19 protein-coding genes, 1 tRNA gene and 2 pseudogenes are annotated in these 21,532 nt (G+C 41.7%); 7 read left to right on the forward strand and 15 right to left on the reverse strand.

The window, feature by feature from the left end:
* Nucleotides 1-467 precede the first annotated feature (467 nt).
* From ACLFKQ_RS17555 to ACLFKQ_RS17570, 4 genes and pseudogenes are all read right to left on the reverse strand, one after another.
* Nucleotides 468-540, reverse strand: a tRNA-Phe gene (locus ACLFKQ_RS17555).
* 152 nt (nucleotides 541-692) lie between these two features.
* Nucleotides 693-897 (reverse strand): annotated as a pseudogene (locus ACLFKQ_RS17560) (IS4 family transposase); the annotation flags it as partial.
* Nucleotides 898-951: 54 nt separating this feature from the next.
* Complete coding sequence (locus ACLFKQ_RS17565; RefSeq protein WP_449001075.1) at nucleotides 952-3,627, reverse strand: MGH1-like glycoside hydrolase domain-containing protein; 2,676 nt, start codon at nucleotides 3,625-3,627, stop codon at nucleotides 952-954.
* A gap of 342 nt (nucleotides 3,628-3,969) precedes the next feature.
* The gene (locus tag ACLFKQ_RS17570; RefSeq protein WP_449001076.1) at nucleotides 3,970-4,353 is read right to left on the reverse strand and encodes a DUF1622 domain-containing protein; all 384 of its coding nucleotides are present in this window, start codon (nucleotides 4,351-4,353) and stop codon (nucleotides 3,970-3,972) included.
* Between the two features lie 197 nt (nucleotides 4,354-4,550).
* Here ACLFKQ_RS17570 and ACLFKQ_RS17575 point away from each other — a divergent pair, with 197 nt between their 5' ends.
* The 4 genes from ACLFKQ_RS17575 (at nucleotide 4,551) to ACLFKQ_RS17590 (ending at nucleotide 7,957) form a co-directional block, all read left to right on the forward strand.
* Nucleotides 4,551-4,685 (forward strand): hypothetical protein, encoded by a 135-nt coding sequence (locus ACLFKQ_RS17575; RefSeq protein ID WP_449001077.1) that lies wholly within the window; start codon nucleotides 4,551-4,553, stop codon nucleotides 4,683-4,685.
* The gene (locus ACLFKQ_RS17580; protein ID WP_449001078.1) at nucleotides 4,678-5,385 is read left to right on the forward strand and encodes a hypothetical protein; all 708 of its coding nucleotides are present in this window, start codon (nucleotides 4,678-4,680) and stop codon (nucleotides 5,383-5,385) included. Before ACLFKQ_RS17575 ends, ACLFKQ_RS17580 begins: the two co-directional genes overlap by 8 nt.
* A gap of 12 nt (nucleotides 5,386-5,397) precedes the next feature.
* Nucleotides 5,398-6,231, forward strand: coding sequence for an urease accessory protein UreD (locus tag ACLFKQ_RS17585; protein ID WP_449001079.1), 834 nt, complete (start codon nucleotides 5,398-5,400; stop codon nucleotides 6,229-6,231).
* A 187-nt stretch (nucleotides 6,232-6,418) separates the two neighbouring features.
* A complete protein-coding gene (locus tag ACLFKQ_RS17590; protein ID WP_449001080.1) occupies nucleotides 6,419-7,957 on the forward strand; it encodes an NAD(P)H-hydrate dehydratase in 1,539 nt (512 codons plus the stop codon).
* 135 nt (nucleotides 7,958-8,092) lie between these two features.
* Here ACLFKQ_RS17590 and rplT read toward each other — a convergent pair whose 3' ends face one another.
* From rplT to ACLFKQ_RS17630, 8 genes are all read right to left on the reverse strand, one after another.
* Complete coding sequence (gene rplT, locus ACLFKQ_RS17595; protein ID WP_449001081.1) at nucleotides 8,093-8,446, reverse strand: 50S ribosomal protein L20; 354 nt, start codon at nucleotides 8,444-8,446, stop codon at nucleotides 8,093-8,095.
* Nucleotides 8,447-8,511: 65 nt separating this feature from the next.
* Entirely contained in the window at nucleotides 8,512-8,715 is a 204-nt protein-coding gene (rpmI, locus tag ACLFKQ_RS17600; RefSeq protein ID WP_449001082.1) for a 50S ribosomal protein L35, read from the reverse strand.
* A gap of 233 nt (nucleotides 8,716-8,948) precedes the next feature.
* A protein-coding gene (locus ACLFKQ_RS17605) for an IS1 family transposase (RefSeq protein ID WP_448999162.1) occupies nucleotides 8,949-9,655 on the reverse strand; the annotation gives its coding sequence in 2 pieces (ribosomal slippage) (nucleotides 8,949-9,382 and nucleotides 9,382-9,655; 708 coding nt in all).
* 86 nt (nucleotides 9,656-9,741) lie between these two features.
* A complete protein-coding gene (locus ACLFKQ_RS17610; RefSeq protein ID WP_449001083.1) occupies nucleotides 9,742-11,247 on the reverse strand; it encodes an ATP-binding protein in 1,506 nt (501 codons plus the stop codon).
* Between the two features lie 61 nt (nucleotides 11,248-11,308).
* Nucleotides 11,309-12,817, reverse strand: coding sequence for a circadian clock protein KaiC (gene kaiC / locus ACLFKQ_RS17615; protein WP_449001084.1), 1,509 nt, complete (start codon nucleotides 12,815-12,817; stop codon nucleotides 11,309-11,311).
* A gap of 80 nt (nucleotides 12,818-12,897) precedes the next feature.
* Nucleotides 12,898-13,185, reverse strand: a complete 288-nt coding sequence (locus ACLFKQ_RS17620; RefSeq protein WP_449001085.1) for a circadian clock KaiB family protein — start codon at nucleotides 13,183-13,185, stop codon at nucleotides 12,898-12,900.
* A 20-nt stretch (nucleotides 13,186-13,205) separates the two neighbouring features.
* A complete protein-coding gene (locus ACLFKQ_RS17625; protein ID WP_449001298.1) occupies nucleotides 13,206-14,087 on the reverse strand; it encodes a response regulator in 882 nt (293 codons plus the stop codon).
* A 178-nt stretch (nucleotides 14,088-14,265) separates the two neighbouring features.
* Nucleotides 14,266-14,469 (reverse strand): hypothetical protein, encoded by a 204-nt coding sequence (locus tag ACLFKQ_RS17630; RefSeq protein ID WP_449001086.1) that lies wholly within the window; start codon nucleotides 14,467-14,469, stop codon nucleotides 14,266-14,268.
* 111 nt (nucleotides 14,470-14,580) lie between these two features.
* Here ACLFKQ_RS17630 and panD point away from each other — a divergent pair, with 111 nt between their 5' ends.
* A complete protein-coding gene (panD, locus tag ACLFKQ_RS17635) occupies nucleotides 14,581-14,994 on the forward strand; it encodes an aspartate 1-decarboxylase (protein ID WP_449001087.1) in 414 nt (137 codons plus the stop codon).
* Between the two features lie 262 nt (nucleotides 14,995-15,256).
* Nucleotides 15,257-17,347 carry an elongation factor G gene (fusA, locus tag ACLFKQ_RS17640; protein WP_449001088.1) on the forward strand — a complete coding sequence of 697 codons (2,091 nt, stop codon included), beginning with the start codon at nucleotides 15,257-15,259 and terminating at the stop codon, nucleotides 17,345-17,347.
* A 517-nt stretch (nucleotides 17,348-17,864) separates the two neighbouring features.
* Here the strand turns inward: fusA and tnpC are convergent.
* Nucleotides 17,865-19,323: pseudogene (gene tnpC, locus ACLFKQ_RS17645) on the reverse strand (IS66 family transposase).
* A 71-nt stretch (nucleotides 19,324-19,394) separates the two neighbouring features.
* On the reverse strand, nucleotides 19,395-20,327 hold the full coding sequence (queG, locus tag ACLFKQ_RS17650; protein WP_449001089.1) for a tRNA epoxyqueuosine(34) reductase QueG: 933 nt from the start codon (nucleotides 20,325-20,327) through the stop codon (nucleotides 19,395-19,397).
* Nucleotides 20,328-20,438: 111 nt separating this feature from the next.
* On the opposite strand from queG, the gene ACLFKQ_RS17655 reads away from it, so the two are divergent.
* The gene (locus ACLFKQ_RS17655) at nucleotides 20,439-20,840 is read left to right on the forward strand and encodes a nuclear transport factor 2 family protein (RefSeq protein ID WP_449001090.1); all 402 of its coding nucleotides are present in this window, start codon (nucleotides 20,439-20,441) and stop codon (nucleotides 20,838-20,840) included.
* A 131-nt stretch (nucleotides 20,841-20,971) separates the two neighbouring features.
* On the opposite strand, the gene ACLFKQ_RS17660 is transcribed toward ACLFKQ_RS17655, so the two are convergent.
* Nucleotides 20,972-21,382, reverse strand: a complete 411-nt coding sequence (locus ACLFKQ_RS17660; protein ID WP_449001091.1) for a hypothetical protein — start codon at nucleotides 21,380-21,382, stop codon at nucleotides 20,972-20,974.
* Between the last annotated feature and the right edge of the window lie 150 nt (nucleotides 21,383-21,532).

Genomic DNA, 21,532 nt, shown 5'->3' on the forward strand with positions numbered 1-21,532 from the left:
TTTGGCAAAAGTTGTCATTATTTTAACCTATAAAATAATTGTCGATTCATGTTCGGGTAGAGAGGAACCATAGGCGATCGCCTGTTAGCTAAGGCGATTGTAGAAATAGCGGTTTGCTATCGAGTTAGTAGTATCGTCCTGCCAGATTTAACAAATATTAGAGAAATTCTCAATAGTGGTTGCTTCACCTCTCCCGCTATGGGAGATGTTGAAAGATTTCTGTATTGGAAAAAGTTGAAAGGAGCAGAGGACTGAAAACTGTTAGTGTGTTTCAGTAAAATAGATCTCGTTAATTTTTGACATTAATTCTTTAAATCTGGTTTTTTAGGCAAAAATCTTTGCACTTTAAACCAATAAAAACACAAAAAAGGCTCAAACGTCTATAAAATCGTTCAAGTCATGGAGTTTTTTGACATTAATTATTTAAATCTGACAAATAATTTTTAATGTACACAAATGTACAACAATGGCGGGAGGCGGATTTGAACCGCCGACACGAGGATTTTCAGTCCTCTGCTCTACCGACTGAGCTATCCTGCCTAACTTTTTATTTGCGCTCAACTAATGTAGCAAAATTAGTATAGTAATTGCAACTCCTTTGAACAAAAACAGATTCTTCTTCCTTCTCTACCCAAGCTTTCCTAGGTAGTGTTGGCAGAGCCTACTTCTTTTGAGATACGAGGACAAAATTGTCAAGAGTGGACAAATCTATTCTGTTTTAAATCTAAATCAGTGACAATGGAGCGTAAGTAAACAAAAATCAAAACCATAACGAAAGATACTTTTAGCTTTACAACCATGTTTCTTGATGTTAATTGGTTGATGTTGATGCAACCATTCCCCTGTTTTAATCACCCAACATAACGTCAATGTCATTAAAGCAACTACAATTTTAGAGATACCATCTTGCTCCACGTTTGTACAGGCGATCGCGTCCACTATTTACTATATTTACTTCTCTTTACTATATTTACTTCTCTGCATGATTAACTTGGCTACCAAACTCGTCCAACCGGTCTGGTGAGAGGCACCCAAACCCGCACCGTTATCTCCGTGATAGTATTCATTAAATAGTATTAAGTTACGCCAGTAAGGATCGGATTGAAATTTAGCAAAGTCGCCATAAATCGGTCTGCATCCCGACTCGTTGGGTAGAAACATACTAATTAGTCTTCTTTCGATTTCTAAAGCGACTTCCCATAAACTCATCATCTTGCCGGAACCAGTAGGACATTCTACTTTAAAATCATCACCGTAATAAAAATCGAATTTCTGCAAAGCTTCAATTATCAAGTAATTAATTGGAAACCAAATTGGACCTCGCCAGTTAGAGTTACCCCCAAACATATAGGTAGGTGATTCAGCAGGTTCGTAAGCAACCTTATGTTCTTCGCCATCAGTCTTAAAGGTGTAGGGGTGTTCCTTATGGTAGCGAGACACGGAACGAATGCCATAATCGCTGAGAAATTCAGTTTCGTCGAGCATTTTTTGTAGCAGTAGACGCAATCTATCTTGGTTGACTACCGCTAGCAGACGGCGAGAATTCCGACCGCAACCTTCCATACAGGCAAGGTTACGACTGAGTTGAGGACGATTGTTAACAAACCAATCAACTCTGCCGCTAAATCCCTTGAGTTTTTTCAGAGTTTCACTTTCGATCGCAGTCACAGCTAGTAAGGGAATCAAACCGACCAACGATCGCACTTTTAAATCTACGCACTTGCCATTGGGTAAGTGCAGCACGTCATAGTAAAAACCGTCTTCCTCGTTCCATAAATCCGTTCCTTCCGAACCGATATGATTCATGGCATCGACGATGTAGAGGAAATGCTCGAAGAATTTACTGGCAATATCTTCGTACACCTCGTTATCCTGCGCCAATTCTAGGGCAATGGTTAAGAGATCGAGGCTGTACATTGCCATCCAACTCGTACCATCGGATTGAGCTAGTTCTCCACCCGTCGGTAGTTCGCCACCGCGATTGAATACGCCGATGTTATCTAAACCGAGAAAACCACCCTGAAACACATTGTTACCATCGCGGTCTTGACGATTGACCCACCAGGTAAAGTTAAGCAGTAGCTTCTGAAACACTCGCTCTAAGAACTTTTTATCGGAACGCCCATAGATCTTTTTTTCGATATTATAGACTTGCCAAGCAGCCCAGGCGTGTACCGGTGGGTTTACCCCATTAAAATCCCATTCATAGGCGGGAAGTTGTCCGTTGGGGTGCATATACCACTCACGAGTCAGGCGATCTAATTGCTTTTTAGCATAGTCGGGGTCGATCGCCGCCATGGGAATCATGTGAAAAGCCAAGTCCCAAACGGCAAAATAGGGATATTCCCACTTATCGGGCATGGAAATAACATCATCGGCGTGGAGATGTAGCCAGTCACTATTTTTACCCTGCCGGTGTTGTTCGGGTGGTTCTGGTTGGGCGGGATCTCCTGCTAACCAAGTATCGATTACGTAGTGATAATATTGCTTGTTCCACAGCAACCCTGCAAAAGCCTGACGCTTGATATTACGCAATTCAGCATTTTTTTCGTGAGGACAGATGCGTTGATAAAATTCATCTGCTTCTTTCAGACGAGTTTGAAAAATTTCGTCGAAATCGTTGCCCAACGGATCTCCGATTTCAGGATTATCGCACAGTCGCAGTTTAACTACTTCGGTATCCCCCGAAGCTATTTCTAGTTGATGATAGGCAGCAAATTTAGTACCGAGTTTATCGGGATTGACCGCATCAAGTTTACCTTCAACCACATAGCTACTAAAACTATCTTTAACGTAGGGTGATGGATTTGGCTGAGATGCTAGGCGTTGATAGTTAGTATTATTTTCTGTAAATAACGGTTGTGGTTTACCCTCGCAATACAGCCATCTTTTGCCTAAATCCGGCTGGTTCGCCTCAATTACCGTATAATCTTCCAGGCGATCGTAGATCTTTAATTTTGGTTTTTCAACCTCATAACCCCAAGACCAAATATTGCGAAACCAGAGAGTAGGCAATAGATGCAAAGTTTTAGTTTCCGAACCTCTGTTGGCGATTTCAATCTGAATTAAAATATCCTCGTCATTTGCTTTGGCGTACTCTACCGTAATATCGAAATATTTATCTTCATTAAAGATTCCCGTTTCAATTAATTCAAATTCTCGGTCTTTTAAATCCCGATTTTGATTTTCTCGCACTAATCTTTCGTAGGGAAAAGATTGCTGGGGATATTTATAAAGAAATTTCATGTAGGCATGAGAAGGAATATTATCGAGTTGAAAATAATACTCTTTGACATCTTCACCATGATTCCCTTGAGCGTTAGTCACACCAAATAGTCTTTCTTTTAAAAATGGATCTTCGCCATTCCAAAAACTAAAGGCAAAACAGATTCTTTGGTGATTATCCGAGATACCGGCAATACCATCTTCACCCCAACGATAGGCACGATAATGGGATTGTTCGAAACTAAAATATTCCCAAGCCTCGCCATCCTTACTATAATCTTCTCTTACCGTCGCCCACTGGCGATCGCTCAAATAGGAACCCCATCTGCGCCAGTAGGCTCGTCGTTCTCGATCTTCTTTTAGTCTAATTTCTTCTGCGGTAAGGTTTGATTTTCCTGACATTAGTAGTTAATAGATAGTGGGTCTATAAATGAGAAATTATTATTTTATATATATAAATTTTTGTAAAGCTATCTGAGTCATTTATATTGAAAATAAACTAATGTTTGCATCTGTCATGAGTTATAAACACAATGTGTCGGTTTTCTAAACAGGAAGAAAATAGTATTTAGTTTCGATGATATTGTCCGCAGAAAACTCTAATTAAGAGCTGATTCCTTAACAAGCTAAAACCCTTGTGTAGTAAGTGTTTTCTCGAATTAAAACAATTGAACTACTAGCCACCTGAAATCCCTATTGTGACTGATATCTAGCTGACTTAATATTTACTTTAGGAATCAGCTCTTAATTTTTTCCTCGGCTTAATTTTTCCGCTTCTATATCCTTGATTTCTTTTTCTAAAAAATAGTTGAGCACGGTTCTAAGAGCTGCAATCGCCACTAAAATACCGATCGCATTCCAGGTAGGAGATACTGACGTACCGACAATATCTGCGGCTAAAAGTAGTTCTAAAGCTAAGACTAAAGATAGTCCCAAGTCCAACCTAATCTCGCGATAGAAGTCTTCTCCTTGTCTGTGTCGATAGCTGCGAATGATTTTGGGAATGGTTTTAATAATGGAAAAGGCAACTAAAACTACAGCTATAGCTTCAATAGCCATTTTAATCATTAATGCTGCTTGAGATAAAAAGAGTTCTAAATTGGCGATTGTTGATGCGTAATGTTCCAAAACCGTACCTCTAGCAAGATCGACTTTACATCATTGAGGATACAAAAAAATTTGGTATTCTCTTAAGTTATTTTGAAATTAACTCGAATATTGCTGGTAATAGTATATTTGTTGCTGTATATTTGGCATCAGTTAAAGTTCAATTCGAAAAAAGATGTATATATGTAGTTAGTTAAGTCGCTTTGGCAGCTACCGAGATGAATCGAGAACAACAAGATGACCCAGAGATATTTTATTCTTTTTTCTCTGCTATTAAACCCCGTCAGCATCAAGGCACTTCTACTCAGAATGAATGGCAGTTTCACGTTTTACCCCATAGTGCTATTGATTGAAGAACTCGCATCAAATCTTTGGCACGTAACTGGAACTTCGCCCAGCTTTGTTATGGTTCCTCGCGAAATGGTAGTTTATAAATTGGGAGACGATAGTTTACTGATTCATAGTGCGATCGCTTTGAATGAATCGGAAATGGCAAAACTAGAATCTTTAGGTACGCCAAAAATTATGGTGGTGCCTAACCGCATCCACAGACTCGATGCTGGTATATACAAAAAACGCTATCCGCAGTTAGTCGTAGTTTGTCCCGCAGCAGCCAAACCTTATGTCGAACAAAGAGTAGCAGTAGACGGCATTGCCGAGGAAATTTTACCTACATACGGAATCATTTGTCACGAACCCCAAGGTATTCGTCCTCAAGAATTGGTTTACGAACTACCATTACCGACGGGAAAAGCACTAATTTTTACAGATATTCTATTTAACTTAAACAAAACTTATTTTCGGCAGCATTCACCCCAAGGACAATCTTTATTTCAGTGGCTAGGAGCCAGTTTAATTGGAGCGAGTGGATTTTTTGGTATCACTTACTTAGGTAGGCGGTTTTTTATACAGGATCGCAACGCCTATCGTCAGTGGTTGAGAACGCTAGCAGAGAGCATACCAGACTTGCGAGTAGTTTCTGTGGCTCATGGTAGTCCCATAGTCGCCGATTGTAACCGACGTTTACATGAGGCAGCAGCACGCTTAGGATAACGACTGCGACCGATGAATAATTTAGAACTAACTTTAAAGTGCGATCGCGCCAAGCGTACTGTTATTGCCAGTCAGTATACCGCTTATCCGTTGCGACTGTCGCCGATCCTGCGGTTAGATCGTAAAAATTCCCATTGCGCCTATCTCTACCTGATGAATACTTCCCCGGGATTATTAGCTGGAGATGAACTAAAGCTCGAGCTAACTCTGACAGAAGATACCAATCTCTATCTTACCGATCAAGCTGCCACCAAAGTTCATCCCATGCCCAGACTCGATACTATTGCTAAAGTTAGCAGCAAAATTAGGCTAGAGGCTAACGCTAGTTTAGAATTGATTCCGGAACCTTTAATTCTCTATCAGGATGCAGCTTTAGAACAGACGACTCAGATCGAACTTCACGATACTGCAACACTATTTTTGAGCGAAATAATTCTTCCAGGTAGATTGGCTAGAGGAGAATGCTATCAATTTCGCGATTATTTCAACCACCTGCAGGTTAGTTCGCTAGAAGGAGAAATATATTGTCGAGATGCAATGCGTTTGGTAGGAAAACTCAATCCGTTTAAAGCAAGTAAGTTATTTGCCTCGATGCCCGTTATGGGTAGCGCAGTGGTAATTTTACCTCAAAGCGATCTTGAAGCCTTGAGCAGCATCTTAGAGGATTTGCGGCAGGCTGATTCTCAAGACATCCTGGTGGCTTGTTCCCTGTTGCCATACGACAAAGGTTTATTAATTCGTGCCTTGGCAAATACCACTCAACCGTTAAAAAAATATCTGCAATACGCCGTAAATTGCGTTCGACTTGCTGGCGATCGCCCCATTCTACCTCGTATTCCCAAATAATCTTGCTCAAAGTGATTTTTTAAGAGCGATTAATTATTTAGTAGCTACCAATCAACAATCAACAATCAACAATCGCTTCCGTACGCCATTTATAGTAGATGAAATAAATTTAAATAACTAACGATTGATATCTTTCGTCCCAAAGTAGATTTATGATGGTTGATAGTAGATTGCCGATGTTCGATTGATGAGTAAACTCGAATCAATAATCGTATCCGCCGCCGAAATGAGCCAAATAGAAGAGCAAATTTTTAAGGCGGGAATGCCAGTAGCGGCATTAATGGAAAAGGCAGCGTTACTTTGTACGGCTAAAATAACCACTCTCTATCCTCTCCCTCAAACGAGTTCCGTGGGAATTTTAGTAGGTCCCGGTCATAATGGTGGAGATGCTTTGGTTATAGCTCGCGAACTATATTTAGCTGGCTATCAAGTCAAAGTTTATCGTCCTTTATCCAAAGCCAAAGATCTAACTAGCAAACAGGCTAATTATACAGCTAGTTTGGGTATTGAATTTTACGAAGAAATCGACTCTTTACTCCCCTGCGATTTAATTGTCGATGGACTATTCGGTTTTGGCTTGACTCGCTCCTTACCCGAAAATATCGTCGTAGCCTTAAATAAGCTCGACGAGCAATCCCAACCTGTGGTTAGTATCGATTTACCCTCTGGTATCCACACCGATACCGGTGAGGTTTTGGGTGGGTCAATTCGCGCTACTCATACTTTGTGTTTGGGTTTGTGGAAAAAAGCTTTTTTTCAAGATGACGCTCTAGAATACATCGGTCAACCCCATAGAATTGATTTTGGCATCCTACCCCATCATGTTTGGTCGGTTTTACCCCAGCCTGCCCCAGTACGGCAGATGATTCCGGACATGGTACGCCAGTTTTTACCGCTATCTCGTTCCCTAGTTACCTATAAATACAAACAGGGACATTTGTTATTAATTTGTGGCTCTCGTCGCTATTCAGGAGGAGCTATTTTAACTGCTTTGGGTGCCAGAGCGAGTGGGGTGGGAATGCTGTCTGTAGCCGTGCCCGAAACTTTAAAACCTCTTCTGGTGAGCCAGGTACCAGAAGCTCTAGTTATCGGCTGTCCGGAAACCAGAGATGGGGCGATTGCCTCAATTCCAGTCAATCTCGATAATTTTGATGTGGTTGCCTGTGGTCCTGGCTTGACTACCAATGCAGAGGCAATCTTTCAGCAGGTTTTGCAGGTAGAATCTCCTCTAATTTTGGACGCTGATGGCTTAAATCTCTTAGCTCAACTAGAAACTATACCCACATTAGCTCAAAGACCTGCGGTAACCATTTTGACTCCCCATGTCGGAGAATTTAAACGTTTGTTTCCCGAAATCGAACTGAAGCGCGATCGCCTGAGTGCCGTACGCAGCGCTGCCCAACAGAGTCAAGCAATCGTAGTGCTAAAAGGAGCGAGAACTGCGATCGCTACTCCTGAAGGTTCGATATGGTTGAATTCTGACAGTACGCCGGCATTGGCACGGGGCGGTACTGGAGATGTGCTAACTGGTCTAATTGGCGGTTTGATGGCGCAAACGGCTAAAGATAAGCGAGCTTTAGCTAAAGATACGGTGGCTGCAGCAGCTTGCTGGCATGCCAACGCGGGAATTATGGCGGCAAAAGAACGAACGGAATTGGGCGTAGATGCTTTTACCTTGACAGACTATTTAGTCCCAGCAGCAAAAGCAGCTCGGGATTTAGATTAATAAGCAAAAGGTAAAGTACTGAAAGTGATCGCCAACTTTTATGAAATACTTAATAAAAAAATAGGGACAATTCTATCGAGCGTCCCTACCAAAATATTATTGAGATTTTTTCTTTCTGTAGCGAGCGATCGCCTATCAATCTACCTGATTGGCTACTTCGGTAACTTTGGCGAAGGCTTGAGGATCGACCATCGCAATTTGAGCGAGCATCTTGCGATTTAATTCGACGTTGGCTTTTTTTAGCTTACCAATCAAGCTACTGTAGCTCATGCCGTGCTGACGGGAAGCAGCATTGATCCGAGTAATCCACAGACGGCGAAAATCGCGTTTGCGTTTGCGGCGATCGCGATAGGCGTTCCGCAGAGCTTTCATTACCTGTTGATTGGCAGTGCGGAATAGTTTGGAATGAGAACCGCGAAATCCTTTTGCTAGCTTGAGAACTTTTTTGCGGCGTTTGCGGGCAACGTTACCTCGTTTAACTCTAGACATAATTACTCTTTAACTGAAGTTTATTTTTAATAGTATTTAAATTTAGCTTTAGGAAATCTCAGCCCCTACATATACGGCATCATCAAGCGTACGTTTTTCTCGTCCGATTCGTGAACTACTGTAATGTGAGAAAGGCGGCGACGAGTGCGTTCTTTGTCTTTATGCTGTAATAAGTGGTTTTTAAATGCTTTACGGCGCATGATTTTTTTGCCGCTACCGCTGAGACGAAAACGTTTGGCAGCAGCCTTCTTAGTTTTGAGCTTGGGCATGACCTATTTATAATTCGACACAAATTGCTATTATACCTTTTTTACACGACTTGGCAAAATTCAATCACAATAACTAATCACGGAAAAATTAGACTGTCAACCTTTATAACTTAATTCAAACCACTATTTTTCCTTAATTAAGAACCAAAATTACCAAGTCTTGTTTTTTTAAGATAAAGGCATCCGTTCTGTCGCTAAAGTATTAAAATTTAGGTAGTGGTGAATAGTAATGGTTAAGCTCGAAGAAGACTATTGTAATGATGAACGAAGTACCAGATTGCGCCGATGTGATTGCTCAACTTTTTCGAGAAGGATAAGGTCTTGCGAACTAAGGGACCCACTCGTTGCCGCAAGGTATTGTTAAATCGCTCAACGTAATTGGTTTTACCTGTGTTTTTACCAACAGCCCGATGAGGCTTACTTGGTAGCACCTGTTCGTAAGCCTCCCAAAAGTCGGTGTAACAGACCGCACACTGAGGATAAATCACCCCCAAAGATTGCCAAAGCGGCGGCGCTGACTGCCGAGAGCGCTCGCCAACAAATACCCCGACAATTTCGCGGCTCTCGGCATCAATAGCCAACCAGATCCATTGCTTGTTCTTCTTGGAACCCAGAAATGACCACATCTCGTCTAATTGAATCGTCAGCCTACCTCTTTTTTTTGGGTAACGTTAACAGTCCTAGGGATTTGATAAAATTTCTGATTGACGTACATTTGTAACCAACGTTGAGCAACACCTGAGACTCTGGCGATCGCTGCCAACGATAGGCGTTCGAGTAGCAGCTTGTCAATCAACTGGCGAGTTGCCTCCTCAATCGGTTGACGGCTAGCATTCTCGACAAATTGTCGTCCACATTCTTGACCGCGGAATCTTGGTTTACCGTAATGGGTAGAACCGTATTTGATGATTCGAGCTGATTGGCATTTGGGGCAGTTCATTAGCTCGGCTATAATTCCTAAAATGTTTCGACTTTTAGATTACCATTACAATGCATTACTACCGAAACAAGAATAGCTCTCTTCAATTAAACCGAATTCTTAGTTTCGGGTATGGTTGGTAAAGAAAAAGTAAAAGTAGCACCTCGATCTTTTCCTTCACTGTAGGCTGTTAAAGTCCCACCATGGAGTTCGGCTAAATAATGAGCGATCGCCAGCCCCAATCCTAGCCCTCCAGCAGTTCTGGTCTTGGAATTTTCAGCTTGACGAAAATAATCAAAAATGTGGGGCAGAAATTGCGGTTCGATACCTTTACCCGTGTCTCTAACTTGAACTTGTGCGTCTTTACCGACACTTTTTAAAGATATTATTACTTTTCCCTGACGGGGAGTGAACTTAATCCCGTTAGAAAGCAAATTCCAAATAATTTGTTGCAGACGCATCGGATCCCCTTGCACTGGTTGGACATTTTCTAAATGAGTAACAATTTCGATTGACTTAGCTTTTGCCGCCAATTGAACTGTATCCAAGACATCATCAATAATTTCGCTTAAGTTGACCACTGAGGTCTGCATCTTGAGTTTACCGCTAATAATTCGAGAAATATCGAGGATGTCGTCAACTAATTGAGCCTGTAAGTTCGCATTGCGATGAATAATTTCGATTCCTTTTCGAACTTGTTTTTCTGGTAGATTCCCTCGCTTTAAAATCTGTGCCCATCCGACAATAGGATTTAAAGGGGTTCTCAGCTCGTGGGAAAGCACCGCTAAAAATTCATCTTTGGCACGGTTAGCCGCTTGTGCTGATTCTAAGAGTTCGGCTCGTTCGGCTTCAATCTGTTTGAGCTTAGTAATGTCTCTCAGAGAAACCAAGTATGCTGTCTTTTCCTGCCATTGAATTTCACTAACCCGCATCTGGGCTACGCGAACCGTTTCTCGATCTCGTGAAGGAATATCTACCTCCAAATAATCCTCTCCTACTACGGGAAAACCCAGACAGTCGCCCACAATCTCCTCTTTCTGTCTGCCCAGTAAACTTAATGCCGCTTGATTGACAAATCGCACTACTCCTTGGCGATCGACGACGATAATACCGTCGGCATTTTGAGTAATTAACTGTTGCAATTGGCGATCGCTATAGCTCGGATTTTCGAGTCGATTATCGTTCTTGGCTGCTGGCAGAATTCGCTCTATAGCAACAGGCAGACGTTCTAGGTCTGAAGCAGCTAAATATTCGGCAGCACCGGCTTTGACCGCTCGAACGGCGCGAGGGATACTAGGTTCGCTATCGATGAGGATGGCAGGAATTGTGGAGTTCTGGGACGAGAGTAAGTCCACGGCTTCTTCTATGGGCAAGGAAATTTGACAATAAACCAATAAAACCAGATCCACATGAGAATTTAAGCATTTTAGAAAATCTGCTTGAGTATCTACTTGCTTTTGGTCGATTCGATAGCTGGTGCGATCGAGAATCGAACCGACAGAACTAGCAATTGAAGGTGCATTATGTAGGATTAATAACTCGATCTGATTTAGACTCAATTTTGAGCTAGAGTCGCGATTTTGCTGCAAATTATCTTCCTCTGCTGTGGACATTTGATAATTTTAAAATGGCACTCGCAAGACTTTAATCTTTAATTTATTCTAATTAATTACATTAAATATCTAAATTGTTCAGGCGATCTATTTCGTCAGACTCAACGTAAGTCGGATTACCCGCTAAAATTCCCATAACAGTACGATAGGGGCGACCGATGTGCATTCCATTATCGTCGATAGTAAATTCGCGAATATCTTTGTCATGTTGAGAACCGCGCATTTTTAAAACTGCTATTCCTCGTCTAATCGCTCCATATACCTCTACGTAGCGTAACAAAATGATTATGTCAGTGTTGGTCGAAATATCAGATTCGGTGATAGTTTCACTTCCGACTAGGTTTACGGTATTAGTGCTATACAAACAGGTAATACCGTTCTCTTTTACTAGAGTATTAAATGTAAGTAGAAATTCGCGAAACCCTTTTTTTGTGGTAATCCTTTCTAAAGCCGATAGACTATCTACTGCCACTCTTTGGGGCTGAAATTCTTTAATATGTTTTCTCATACTGACAAAATGAGATTCGAGTGACCTTGTTTCTGGATAGCGACAGACAATTTTGAGTTTTTCTGCCTCTTCAAAACTGCGAAAATCAATCCCCCAACCGCTGGCATTGCGAAGCATTTGTTGGCGGCTTTCTTCAAAGGCAAATAGCAGAGATTTTTCTTGGTTTTGCACTCCTCCAGCAATAAACTCGGCTGCCATCAAGGTTTTTCCCGTACCCGTCGCCCCCGATGCTAGAACGGTCGAGCCTTTAAACCAACCGCCACGACACATCTCATCTAAGTCGCTATTTCCAGAAGTAATCCGCTGTTGGGAAGCTTGACGTTTGAGAACGTCTGTAGAAAAAGGAATGACGGTAAATCCTTCATCGGCACTAATTGTAAACGAAAATTGCCCATGCTGATGGGAAGCACCGCGAAACTTAAGAATTTCCACACTGCGATGGCGTTTTTCTTCAACAAGATTATTGCGTAAAATAATTACATTGTCGGCAACAAACTCTTCGATTCCGTAGCGGCTAATTTCTCCATCATCGGAAACCCGTTCTGAGGTCAACACTGCCGTAACTTCCATTTCTCTTAAAGTTTGGGCGAGTTTGAACAGTGCATTACGAACCTGATGGACATCAGGTACATAACTAAAAATCGCACCCAAAGAATCGATCGCTACTCTCTGAGCATTTATTTGCTCGATGGCATATTTTAGTCGGGCAATTAAGGGCTCGAGATCGTACTCTCCACTGACTAAAAAAATGCTGCGGTCTTGAGGGGAGGCATCGACAAACATCCATTTACCTTCTGATTCTAATTTAGCGATCTTCCAGCCAAATCCTCGCACATTTTGGCGAATCATGGTTGGCGGTTCTTCAAAAGCCACAAAAACACTATTTTGTCCGCGCTTAATGCCCTCAACCAAAAACTGACTGGAAAAAATGGTTTTACCGCTACCTGCAGTACCTGCAACTAAGGTAGTTCTGCCTCTAGGCAATCCTCCCTCAGAAATTTCATCGAAACCAGATATACCCGTAGCTATTTTAAAAGAAGGTTCTTGTGGTTGTTTCATCAAAAACTGTATTACGTCGAAATTTAAATTTTGTTATATTTGTTATGGTTTTTATAATTCTATAATTCCCGTTGTCGTGGTTGCTACCTGAGAGGTTTCGGTTGCAGACCGAGAGCGAAAGCAACTATATTTGTATTTGACAAGTCGCCAATTACCCGCTCTTGTGGCGGCGGAAATTCTTTGACTAGAGTAGGGGTAATTAAAATTTTTTCTCGTTCGGCTATATCGGGAGATTCTAAAATATCGATCACGACGATCTGATTGCGCTCGAACAGTTCTCGTTGACAAAATTTTCGTAAGTTGGCGATCGCTAGTCGGCTTCTAGAAGTATCTCCACTAATATACAGCTTTAATCTATAAATTTCAGACATTAATAAAGGTTTGTCCTACATCATCTATCTTCTTTCGAGGACACTCTATTATAGCTTTGAGTCAAATTGATTTTATTCAGTCCAATGTAGTATTTTTGATAATAAGCTGCTAATTTACCCATTACTTCTAACAATAAATAACGCCCTTCGGCGATAAAAATTTGCGCTTTTGTTGGACCAAAATTAGCTTGTTTTTGCTTGAGAACTGCCGTGTGTAATTCGATCGCATCTTTAGGAGTAGCTTGCAGATAACCTAATTGTTCGACTAAAATATTTAATTCTTTATTAATTTGAGTTTCTACTCTGTAAAGTCTTTCCTCGACAAAACCTTCGAACAGTTGCGCGTAGCGTCGTTCGATTTCTTTAAAGACATCTGGCATTCTCTGAGATAAAGATTCTGCTTTGGCAAAGGGTCCATCGCTGTGAGGAATTGCTGCACTCATTCGCTCTAAAACATCTATTTCATCACTCTGCCGAGAAGCTTCCCGCTTGGCAAGTTGTTTTTGCCGTTCGAGCGCCGCACGGATAGCGTAGACGATTGAGTTATTATCTAGCAAAACCTTAGGCAAATAGCCGCAGGCTCCAGATTCTAAAGCTTTTACCGCTACGACTTCGTCTTCGATTGCCGTTTCCACAATTATGGGAACTCGATAGACTACTTTCTCTATGGCTTTTAGAGTATCCATCCCCCGACTATCTGGCAACATCAAATCTAGCAAAACCACATCAAATTTTTGGCGATCGAGCATTTCTTGACCCTCAGCTAGGGTATGAGCATAATCTAACTCGAAACCTCTAGGGAAAAAAGCAGAGCTAGCTTGGGCTAAGATAGTTTTGGTGCGTTCGATATCTTCTGGTTGGTCTTCAATTAATAGGACTCGACAGGGATGATTTAGCAGGATGTCTCACTCAAGTAATATTTTGGCAAATAAGTTTCTATCCCTTGGAAAGAGTTCTGGCTACTTCAAAGAGATCTAATGTTTACATTAGCCGAGGGACGTTATTCAGTATAAATGCCCACAAAAAGTATTTACATAATTAGTTATCAATAAAGTCTAACGATTGACGACGGCTTTAAATTTAAATTTCGTCGGGAATTACCCACTTAGGCGATTCAGATAACTTTTTCATTCTGGCTATTTCCGCCATCTCGAGCATTCGGTCGAGAGAAGTTTCTTCAATAAATTTAGCTGTTTCCTGTTGATATTTTAGGTTGGGGCAGCGATCGCCCAGAACACAACCATTAACGCAATCTACAGCGCAATTTACCTGGTCGGGATTCATATCTACTAATTTGTCAACTCGTCTAAAGGTATTATAGTGCGATATTTCTCTCCGATTCTTCCCTGTAAAAGTTAAAAGTCTAAGATAAAAAAGCAGTCTAGTCACAAGTCAATGGCTCAAATTAAATTGATGCACGCCAAACTTCATCGCATTAGAGTGACCGAAGCGAATGTCAATTATATCGGCAGCATCACCCTCGATCGAGATTTAATGGATAAAGTAGGCATTCTACCTCTAGAAGAAGTAGATGTAATTAATCTCAACAACGGTAACCGTTGGACTACATATGCCATCGTTGGGGAGGCAGGGAGTGGCGAAATATGTTCTAATGGTGGTGCAGCACTGTTGTGTCAGCCAGGAGATCTTTTGATCGTCATTGCCTATGAAATCCGCGATCGCGCCGAAATTTTACAACACGGACACCAGGCCAAAATTTTAATCGCAGACGAAAACAATCGCTGTCAAAAATTCATTCAGCAGACTCTGACTCCCGAGGGCAACAATTTAAGGTTTGAAACTTTTTAGTCTGTAGCGATCTCCTCACTTACAAGTAAACGGGTAAATATCTTATTATTAATTAATAATTGGCAAGATAATTAAGTACTGTTGCCACAGTCACCGCCGAATGCGGTCGGGGGCTAATTCCCTGACAAACAAGGATTTATCGCGTTATGAGTGGTTGAAATTTGGAATCGAAATAGTTGTCGAAACCAAACCAAATACTCTCTAAAAGTGACCATTCGAGGCGATCGCCAACTATTTGTAGCAATTACCTACTTACCACAATATGAAAAAAGACCTTACTCGTTATCGAAATATTGGCATCTTCGCTCACGTAGATGCAGGAAAGACCACTACAACTGAAAGAATTCTCAAACTTACTGGTAAAATTCACAAAATCGGTGAGGTTCATGAAGGTGCGGCAACTACCGACTTTATGGAACAGGAGCAAGAAAGGGGCATTACGATTCAGTCTGCCGCTACTAGCTGCTTCTGGAAGGATTATCAGTTAAATATTATTGACACTCCAGGTCACGTTGATTTCACTATTGAGGTCTATCGTTCGCTTAAAGTTCTCGACGGCGGAATCGGTGTTTTTTGTGGCTCTGGTGGAGTCGAACCACAGTCTGAAACTAACTGGCGATATGCCAATGACTCCAAAGTTTCTCGGATTATCTATGTCAATAAGCTAGACCGCATTGGTGCGGATTTCTTTAGCGTCGTCAAACAAATCGAAGACATTCTCGCCGCTAAGCCTTTGGTTATGGTACTACCCATCGGTAAAGAATCCGATTTTGTAGGGGTTGTCGATTTGCTAACTCGTAAAGCTTGGGTCTGGGATGAATCGGGCGATCCTTTAAATTATGAAATCCAAGACGTTCCCGCCGATATGGTTGACGATGTAGAAGTCTATCGCGAACAGCTAGTGGAAACGGCGATCGAACAAGATGATGCCCTAATGGAACAGTATCTCGAGGGTGAAGAAATTACTATCGACCAGCTCAAACAGTGTATTCGCAAAGGCACTAGAGAGCTCGCTTTCTTCCCAACTTATTGTGGTTCGTCGTTTAAAAACAAAGGCGTACAGTTAGTACTAGACGCTGTAGTTGACTATCTACCCAATCCTACAGAAGTCAGACCACAACCAGAAATCGATCTAGAGGGCAACGAAACTGGCGGATATGCCATCGTCGATCCAAAAGCCCCCTTACGAGCATTAGCATTCAAAATCATGGACGATCGCTATGGTGCGTTAACTTTTACTCGGATCTATTCTGGTACGCTTAACAAAGGAGATACAGTACTCAACACCGCTACAGGCAAAACCGAGCGCGTCGGGCGTATGGTGGAAATGCACGCCAACTCTCGCGAAGAAATCGACATGGCACAAGCAGGAGATATTGTGGCGATCGTAGGTATGAAAACCGTGCAGACAGGACATACCCTTTGCGATCCCAAAGAACCAGCTACTCTAGAGCCGATGGTTTTCCCCGACCCCGTAATTTCTATTGCTGTCAAACCCAAAAATAAAGCGATGGCTGAAAAAATGGGCATGGCTTTAAGTAAAATGGTTCAGGAAGACCCTTCATTTTACGTCGAAACCGACCAGGATAGTGGCGAAACTATCATGAAAGGTATGGGTGAATTGCACTTAGATATTAAAGCTGATATTCTCAAGCGGACTCATGGAGTAGAGGTAGAAATTGGTAAACCTCAAGTAGCCTATCGCGAATCGATTACCAAGCGTATTGAAGACAGCTATACTCACAAGAAACAGTCTGGTGGTTCCGGTCAGTTTGGTAAGATTGACTATGTTATCGAGCCTGGAGAATCGGGAAGTGGCTTTCAGTTCGAATCTACTGTAACTGGCGGTAACGTACCTAGAGAATTTTGGCCTGCCGTACAAAAAGGTTTTGAAAACAGTATTGAAAATGGCGTACTGGCTGGATATCCCTGTGTAGACCTTAAAGTTACTCTAGCCGATGGTGCCTATCATCCTGTAGATTCCTCAGCGATCGCTTTTGAAATTGCTGCTAGGGCTGCCTATCGTCAATCCATACCTAAAGCAGGTCCCCAATTACTCGAACCGATTATGAACATCGATGTGTTTACACCTGAAGATCATATGGGTGATGTCATCGGCGATCTCAACCGCCGTCGGGGAATGATCAAAGCCCAAAATACAACTCCAATGGGAGTACGCATTAAGGCCGAAGCACCATTAAGCGAAATGTTTGGTTACATTGGTGACTTGCGTACTATGACATCCGGTCGCGGTCAGTTTTCTATGGAGTTTTCTCACTATGCTCCCTGTCCGAAAAATGTGGCTGATGAAGTAATCGCAGCAGCTAAAGAACGCGAAGCTGCTCTTGCTTAATTAAGCTAAGCTAGAGCACGCTCTGCCATTTCAGCGGAGAGTAGAACTCTTGCATAAGTCCAATAAACTTCGGTTGAGGCAAGGGAAAAGGTTAAAGGTATAACAATTGCTCCTTTCCCCCTTCTCCTTTTCCCTTTCCCCTGACTTCTGCAAAAAGTCTAGTAGTTCAAACTTCGACTAGATAGTCACACACTCAGCGGGGTGGTTAAACCCCGCATTTTTATTAACCTCAGTTCGGTTGTCACTAGAACCATAACTTTGCCACAAGAGGAAGCATAACCTTGCCACCTCAAACTCTACAATCCTGATTATTACGTTGGGCAATGCGCGATAATCTTATCTCTTGAGGAAGCATAATTTTGCCGAAAGTTTAAAACGTAAGCATAAGCTTACCGCGAGTAATTTGTATTTTAAATTAAAGTTAGTATATTACGCTCAATTAAGTCTTCTAAACCTCATCTACCCCAAATAACAGTCATCTTCACATCGGGAAATTCGACTCGCAGCTTGTAAGGATTCAGGTGCAAGCATGAGGAATAAGAGAAGGATAAGAACAATGTCCAACTGTAGCTTGTAAAGTCTGTTGAAAAAAAGTAATCACCGAACGTCCTTGCAAACGACAAGATTGAATTGCACTCAGCAGGTTGGCTGTATGTTGAAACCGTTCGATGGAACGAGAGCCACCACAAACTTTCCGCTTGGTTACAGCAGTTCTCAAACATCGTTCAGCTAGATTATTGTCGGGGGGTATCTGAGGATGTGTCAGAAAATACCACCATTGCTCCGCCTTATCACGCAGCGAACGTAGCAGTTTTCCAGCTTCATGACCAGCATTCTTGAGCCAAGTCTTAATTGCGCTAGTCACTCGCCTTCGGAAATCCTCTGCCCAATCTCGATAGTGGCTTTCCTGATGGGTCTGTCGCCAAACCCGATGTTGCTTAAATGCCTCATCAATTAGAGACAGAAAGGTGGTAGCAATTTCTTGGTTATCTACCCCTTTAGTCTTTAACAGTTTTTGAAAATGACGACGTAGATGAGCCAAACACTTTTGTTGTCCTGCTACTGAATAGCCGTTGTAGACACTAAAATCGTCGCTAATCAAAACTCCATCATAGAATACTCCTAATACAGCTTCCAATTCTCTGCGTTTTCTAGTATCGCCGGCATGAAACAGGCAGAACTCTGACCCAGCTAAAACCCAGAGCCATTCTTTGACTCCTTTAACTGAGCAGGGGGTTTCGTCACAATGTAGAGGAGGATGCTCTGAATTAATCGACTTTTTCAACCCTTCAACACTGTTGATACTCGCTTGTTGTACTCGTTCGTTCATTGGTGGCAACTAAAGTTCCCCTACTAATTTCTATTGCTCCCAGTTCCCACAACAGTTCTTGCTGTTTAGCATAGGACATATGAGCATAGTTTCCCAGCCAGGAAAGTAACCCCTGTAGTCTGACTCCCAAGTCTTGACCTGGAATCATTGTGGGAGACCGTCGAGCTGCCTCTATTGCTCCACACTTGCCGCATTGACAGTGATGACGTTGGTACTCTACGACTTGTATCGGTTTTGCCACCAACTGGGCTACCTGTTGAGTATCTACTCGTACCCCCTTAGTCTTCCATTGTTGATTTCCACAGTTGGAGCAGATGGTCGGTTTCAATACTTCGTAGCGGTCTACACGCCCAAATCCTTTTCTCGTCTTCCCTTGATGTCCTGGTTGTCCTCCTGGTTTTCTTTTTGTCTCTTTTTTGGCTTCTTCCAACCCTACTTCTGGTTTTCTCTCGCTTTTTTTCAGCAAGTCAGTTGAAGGGGGTTTCGATGAGGTTTGGCTGTCGAGGTTGAGGCTCTGTTCCAGTTGTTCTATTCTTTTTTCTAGCTTCTCAATCAGCTTTTGTTGGGTAGTCACGATTTCTGCCAGTTTCTCATTGGACAACTGGCGCAGTTCTTCGGCTTTGAAGGGGTGATTAGCTTCGCTCATTATTGGCTACTTTAATCTCTTTTTCCTTTTTGTCAACCCTGATACCTGAATCCTTACCGCAAAATTTATAGTTATTTATTTCGATTTAGATTAGCTCTTGCATTGCGTCGAATCATCTTTGGCTTAATTCTTCGCAGGGCTGAAGCACGAAACTGACGATTCCATTGGGCTTCGGAGATCTCGGCTAATTCTGTTAATTTGGGTTTAATATTATTAGAGTAAGGATGAAAATCTGCTATATCTGTTGGGTGGGCAAATCTTTGATTCCAAGGACAAACATCCTGACAAATATCGCAACCTGCTACCCAACCAGATAAATTATTAGCGATCGCCTCTGGCAATTCTTCAGCACGATTTTCAATTGTATGATAAGAAATACAGCGATTGGCATCTACGACGAAAGGAGCGGCGATCGCGCCAGTGGGACAAGCTTCGAGACAACGAGTACAAGTGCCGCAGTGTTCAGTATGGGATTTATCTGAAGTTAATTCTAGATTGGTTAATATTTCACCTAAAAATATCCAGCTACCATAGTCTCGCGTAATTACATTACCATTTTTAGCGATCCAACCGATGCCGCTACGCTGCGCCCAAACTTTATCTTGTACTGGTCCGGTGTCTACATAGTATCGGGTAATAACGGATTCTTCTTGCAATCGCAGCCAGTTACTCAAAGCTTTGAGCTTTTTGCCCATGACTTTGTGATAATCTCTACCCCAACCGTAACGAGAAATTTTAGCGTCTTCTGGTGCGTCAGAATGTTCGTGGGGAGTGTAATAATTTAAAGCCACGCAAATTAGCGATCGCACTTCTGGCATTACCGCTTGAATATCTTTTCGTTTGGGATTTGCCATCCATTTCAAATCAGCATGATAACCCAATGCTAACCACTGTTGGAGATGCTCGAACGCATTATCTTCGTGTCCATCTACCGCCGCAATTCCCACTCGGTGAAAACCAAAAGAGCGTGCGGCAGCTTTAACTTGGCTACTAGTCAAACTCATAATTGAGCCTCAATCTAAGTCAATTTATCAAATCTCATTCTAGAGACACAAGAAAACCTGGATTTAATCCTTTAAGCTAACAATCGTCGAGATGTTTTTAGCGCGATCTTTATGACTGTTAATACAGAAAAATTGATTATTGAAGGAATTACAGAGCCTATCGTTCTCAATTATTTTACTACTATCAATCATAGTAGATTTGATGAAACGGCATTTTTATTTGCTGAAGAAGGTGTTTTGCACGCACCATTTACTTCTCCAGTTGTAGGTAGAGAAGAAATTGCTGCTTATCTAGAAGCCGAAGCTGCAGGTATGAAGCTAATTCCCGAGCGAGGAATTGTCGAGAAAACTGATTCGGACTTGTCGTTGTTTACCGTGATGGGAAAAGCACAAACAGCTTTGTTTAGCGTCAATGTTCGTTGGCAATTATTATTAGATAGCGATCGCCATTTAGCTATGGTCAAAGTAAAACTTTTAGCTTCTCCTGAAGAACTTTTAAATCTACGTCAATAAAGTAAACGATCGAATAAATGTTTACCTTATATTAACTATTATTTAGTTTGTTATAGAACAGCACAAACCCCCCCAAACTGGGGAGGCAATACGGATAACTAATTGCTTATATATCTTTAAAAAGCAACTAATTACTGTGCGGGTTCTAGTTCTGGTTCTACATTTTCAGCCGCTTCAGATTCAGTTTCTACTTCGTTATTAATACCTTCAGGAACGATAACTTCAGATTCTTCTGTTTCATCCAAAGGAGATAAGTTAGATTCCATGTTAGGATCTTCGGTTTCTTCAGTGGCTTCTATTTCTGGAGTTTCAGTTTCTTCTAAACCAGTAACGGGGTCTTCGGTAGTTTCCATTTCTTCGCTAGTTTCGAGACCGGGAGTTTCTAATTCTGTACCCTCGGTAGTTCCTTCTAACTCTACAGAATCATCAGTACCTGAAGTTTCGGTAGAAGGAGTACTGCTATCAACTGAAGTACAAGCTCCTAAAAAAGCAATTAAACCAACAGTTAGAGATAGAGAAAGAGTTTTTAATTGAAATTTCATAGGTATGTTTTTAGTGATTATTTGTTTATTAGTTTTGTGGTTATTTTTAAGATAATAATAAAAAGTAAAAAAAATGATAGCTAGATCGAAAAACCTTTTTAAAATTTTGGGAACATTTTTTTTCGGAAAAAGTCTACCTTAAAAGGTAAA

Source organism: Myxosarcina sp. GI1(2024), assembly GCF_053543375.1.